General features: G+C 66.5%; 4 protein-coding genes. 3 read left to right on the top strand and 1 reads right to left on the bottom strand.

The annotated features are described in order from the left end of the window. Window positions 1-95: 95 nt before the first annotated feature. Window positions 96-1,061, bottom strand: coding sequence for a helix-turn-helix transcriptional regulator (locus tag ACWGJY_RS37390; RefSeq protein WP_262036925.1), 966 nt, complete (start codon window positions 1,059-1,061; stop codon window positions 96-98). Between the two features lie 96 nt (window positions 1,062-1,157). Between ACWGJY_RS37390 and ACWGJY_RS37385 the strand changes: the two genes are divergently transcribed. The 3 genes from ACWGJY_RS37385 (at window position 1,158) to ACWGJY_RS37375 (ending at window position 3,043) form a co-directional block, all read left to right on the top strand. Then, entirely contained in the window at window positions 1,158-1,523 is a 366-nt protein-coding gene (locus ACWGJY_RS37385; RefSeq protein WP_168477514.1) for a VOC family protein, read from the top strand. A gap of 231 nt (window positions 1,524-1,754) precedes the next feature. Further along, window positions 1,755-2,606, top strand: coding sequence for a hypothetical protein (locus ACWGJY_RS37380; protein WP_453265355.1), 852 nt, complete (start codon window positions 1,755-1,757; stop codon window positions 2,604-2,606). A gap of 2 nt (window positions 2,607-2,608) precedes the next feature. Then, window positions 2,609-3,043, top strand: a complete 435-nt coding sequence (locus ACWGJY_RS37375; RefSeq protein ID WP_453265354.1) for a hypothetical protein — start codon at window positions 2,609-2,611, stop codon at window positions 3,041-3,043. The last annotated feature ends 418 nt before the right edge of the window (window positions 3,044-3,461 follow it).

Genomic DNA, 3,461 nt, shown 5'->3' with positions numbered 1-3,461 from the left:
TACCTCGCCGGCCTCCACCTCCGCGCCTCGATGATCTGGGTCAATGACCTCCTGCAGGCAACTGATTGATCACAACCACACACAGGCCCTAGCAGTCACGAGGCTGGGGCCGAGTGTCTTTCAGTCAGGTCCTTGGCAAGCTGGCTGATGCGTTTGCGGGCTGTCTCTGGGGTGAGTATCTCGATGTGGTTGCCGAACTGGAGGAGCTGACGCACTGACTCGATGTCGGGGTAGCGGACGACGATGGTGCACCAGCCGTTTTCCGTGTCGGAGACATCGTGGATGCGGGTGCCGAGGATGCGCCGTGCCAGGTCGAGGCCATTTTCTCGCAGACGGACGGTCACGCTCACGCGGCCTGGCCTCTCGGTGCGTTCCTTCAACGCAGCCCACCTTGTGCGGAGGGTCTCATCTGGTCGGAGAACAGCTGGCGCGTCGAGTTGTTCGTAGGCCGAGAGTCGTTCCAGAGCGAACAGCCGACCGGTCCCATGGTCGTCGGCGATGAGATACCAGCGGCCTGATTTCGCCACGATCCCGTACGGGTCGACCACCCGCGCCGAGGCCTGTTTCTCGGCGCTGCGCCGGTACTGGATTCGCAGCCGGCGTCGGTGTCGCAGGGCCGAGGCTAGATCCGATACGTCTACCGCTGGCTTTGAGTCAGCAAGCCACGCGTTGCTGTCCACCAGTACCAGGTCCGCCAGTCGCAGCAGGCTCGGCGACTCAGGTGCTGCGGCCTGGCGGGCGGCGATCTTGCGCGCGGCCGACTCCTGCACCGCAGACAGGCCCATGCGCTCAAGTTGCGCGCTGTCCAAACCAGCCACGGAGAGGGCCTCCAGCTCTGGTGGTTCCAGATGGGATGCGTTGAGCCGTGCACCGGGGAGCAGAACGATCCCACCGTTCCGCCCGCGTTCGGCATAAACAGGCACACCTGCTGTCGAGAGTGCCTCGACATCCCGCAGCACAGTCCGCCGGGACACCTCCAGGCGCTTGGCGAGCTCGGTGGTGGTGATGCGCTGACGGGTCTGTAGGAGCAGCAAGAGGTGCAACAGCCTCGAAGCCTTCATGCTGACCAATGTTCGCAGAAAAAGGTGACAGGTTCTGTCGCGGTTAAGCGATCAACTGGAGCGGTACCGAGAATTCAACGATCTGAGGAGCGCTCTATGCCCGCACCCAACCTGTTCCTGATCTACGTCCGCGACGCCGAGGCCGCTACGGCCTTCTACAGCGACCTGTTCGAGATCGAACCGACCTTCACCAGTCCCCACTACGTGGCTTTCGAGGTAGCCCCCGGCGTCCTGTTCGCGTTGTGGACGGGGGGCAGCGAACACGCGGTCCCGAGCACCCCTCGCACGAGCGAAGTCGGGCTGATGGTGCCGGGAGCAGCGTCCGCAGTTGACGAGATCTTCACGAGTTGGGTCTCGAAGGGAGTCCAAGTCGTGGAGGAGCCGTACGACGCTGTCTTCGGCCGCACGTTCGTGATCACGGACCCCGACGGCAACCTCATCCGGGTCTCCCCGGTGGACTGAGCTGCACGACCCTTACCCACTATGTTCGTTCTCGAAGGGCCGGCCACACACGATGGCCGGCCCTTCAGCTTGTCCAGGAGCTCAGACATGTCACATCCGAACGCTGCCCTCACCCCGCGCCACCGTCTGAAAGTCGCGCGACTCGTCGTTGACGACGGCTGGCCAATCAGCGAAGTGGACGTTGGCCGGGTACAGCAGGGGTTACACCGTCGAACTGGGGGGCGGGGGCGCGTGACGGACTTCAATGACTTCGAGTGGGTGGTGTGGCGCCTCGAGGTCCAAGACCCTCAGCAGCTCGCGGGCGAGGATCCGGACCTGGACGAGCGCACCGAGGAGGCGATGACGGAGCTCGCGGGCTCGCTGGGCTGCGTGTACGAACACTGCGTCGACTACGACTCCTACAGCGACGGAACGCCGTACTACGCCTGGTGGGTCCGCCTGCCCGCCGCCGAGCATGCCCGACACGACAAGGACGGCATCCCGCGGGCGCTCGGCCCGCTGTGCCAGTACCTGACCACCCAGCTTCCTGACGGCCTGAAGTGGGAGGTCATCCCAGACCGCGAGTACACGGTCGACCACGCCGGCAGCACGGCCATGCGGGCCGCCTACGACGATCTGATCGCCCCGTTCGAGCGCGCCCTGATCCCGCTGCGCCGGGACGGGGCCGACGCACTCGATCCGCGGGCGAAGGTCTGGAAGTGGGAGGCGAACCTCCTGGTCGGCACCTTCGACCTGTGGCTGTGCAACGACCCTGACCGCCCGCACACCTGGCTCGTCGTCACCGTCGGACTGTGGACTGAGCCGCAGCTCTTCGACGAAGAGCCTGCCGCCCACCTGGGCCACTTCGACTTCACCTCGCACCACCCCTTGCTGTTCCTGCCCCGCCCGCCCGGCCCGGTGACCTTCACCGCCCGCGCGGAATCCGGCCCATTCCCCAGCAAGAGCAGCTCCAGGACGAAGGCCTCCGACGCCATCGGGACAGCTCACCAATGGACGGCCAACGACCCCGCCGTCCTGGCCGAGCGGGTCACCCACGACCTCAAGCTGCTGTGGCCGCACCTCACCGGCACGGAAAGGAGCTGACGATGGCCTCGTACGCGAAGGACCCGCGCTGCACCGCCATGGCCGAAGCCCTCGTGCCCCTGCTGCGCCGCAACTGCTCGGAAGGCGCCGGCGGATACGGCGGCTCGTATCAGGTGAACCTGGATGACGAGGAGGCCGTCGGACTGGGCGGGGTGGAACTGATCCGGGCCGCGATGCGCAAAGCGGCCCGGCAGCTCGGCTGGAAGGTCACCACGATCGGGATGATCGGCACCCGCCACGGCACCATGGTCGTCGTCCAGGACGTGCGCGAAGTGCCCGCGGAGCACCAGGCCGTCCTTAACGACGCCATGAACGACCGGATGCGAGCCGCGCTGCACAAGGTGTGGGGCGAGCAGGGCCCGGCCCCTGTCCAGCGCGGCTCGGTGGCCTTGATGACTCAGGAGTTCCGCGCGGCCGTTGCCACGCGATGCGCCTAACGCTGTACCGGAGCCTGGGCGGCCTGGGCGAAGTGCAGGACGACGGCCTTGGCTCCTGCGGCGACACCTTCCCACGCCGCTGGTGGGCTGTCCGTCTCGGCAGCCACCCGCAACACCGCGCCACGCCCACGCACGGATGACAAGACTGGGCAGGGAAGCTTGCGTGCATAGTCTGGGAGTCGGCATGACACGAACGCCGCCCCGCCGCCGTCGCAGCGCCCACGCCGCCAGCGACCCAGAACGGCCAGGCTCCCCCGGTACTTGCCGGCAAGGGCCCGTGACTCCGTCGTTGTTCGTGCCGCTGACCCGGGGAAGCGTGGGAAGTGAGGTGACCCCCGGAACGTGGACACAGGGGTTTACGCCACGAGTGAGAGTTTAGCCGTTGTGTGGTGCTGCTGTTCGAACTCCATCGGGGACA

It is taken from the genome of Streptomyces sp. NPDC054765, assembly GCF_053612065.1.
Note: the sequence above shows the minus strand (reverse complement) of the source record. Positions and strands in the feature narration are given on the sequence as shown.

Excerpts from the sequence above, each read along its gene's own strand:
- ACWGJY_RS37375 (WP_453265354.1), top strand. The coding sequence starts at position 2,609 with ATGGCCTCGTACGCGAAGGACCCGCGCTGCACCGCCATGGCCGAAGCC.
- ACWGJY_RS37385 (WP_168477514.1), top strand. The coding sequence starts at position 1,158 with ATGCCCGCACCCAACCTGTTCCTGATCTACGTCCGCGACGCCGAGGCC.
- ACWGJY_RS37390 (WP_262036925.1), bottom strand. The coding sequence starts at position 1,061 with ATGAAGGCTTCGAGGCTGTTGCACCTCTTGCTGCTCCTACAGACCCGT.